The organism is Polaromonas sp. P1_G4, from assembly GCF_056405475.1.
Map to the genome: position 1 here is coordinate 1 of NZ_JBFUCA010000968.1, position 785 is coordinate 785.

Sequence of the window (785 nt, forward strand, 5' to 3'; positions counted from 1 at the left end):
GCATGGCACTGGGGAAACTTTGCCAAGGTGGCCCGCCAGTTCGAATGGGAAAAGCAGGTCGGCAACTCGCTCGTGGTACGCGAGCCGATCGGTGTCGTGGGGTGCATCACGCCCTGGAATTTCCCGCTCAGCCAGATCACACTCAAGATCGCCCCCGCCATGGCGGCAGGTTGCACCGTGGTGCTCAAGCCCAGCGAAATCGCCCCGGTCAACGCCATGATCCTGGCTGAAATCATTCATGAGGCCGGCCTGCCGCCCGGCGTATTCAACCTGGTCAACGGTGTCGGCCCCGTGGTGGGCGAGGTGCTGGCAACGCATCCCGAAGTCGACATGCTGAGCTTTACCGGCTCTACCCGGGCAGGCAAACGTGTGAGCGAACTGGCCAGCCAGTCGGTCAAGCGGGTAGCGCTCGAGCTTGGCGGCAAGTCGGCCAGCGTCATCCTGGACGATGCCAATTTCGAAGCTGCGGTCAAAGGCACCGTGTCGGCCTGCATGCTCAACAGCGGCCAGACCTGTTCGGCCCATACCCGCATGCTGGTGCCGGCCGGGCGTTATGAGGAAGCCAAGGCGCTCGCACAGGCAGCTGTCGCGAAATTCAGTGTTGGCCCCAGCCTGGAGGAAACCAGCAAGCTCGGACCGCTGGTCAGTGCAGCCCAGCGCGACCGTGTCCTGGGTTTCATCCGCACCGGCATTGAAGAAGGTGCGGACGTGATTGCCGGTGGCGCCGGCGCGCCTGACTTTGCCAAAGGCTACTTTGTTCAGCCCACCATCCTGGGGATCAAGGC

Annotated in this window: 1 protein-coding gene; it reads left to right on the top strand. The window is 63.3% G+C overall.

Features of this window, described 5'->3' with window-relative positions; genetic code table 11:
- A partial coding sequence (locus AC1D1X_RS24790) for an aldehyde dehydrogenase family protein (RefSeq protein WP_477699553.1) occupies window positions 1-785 on the top strand: 785 nt, incomplete at both ends.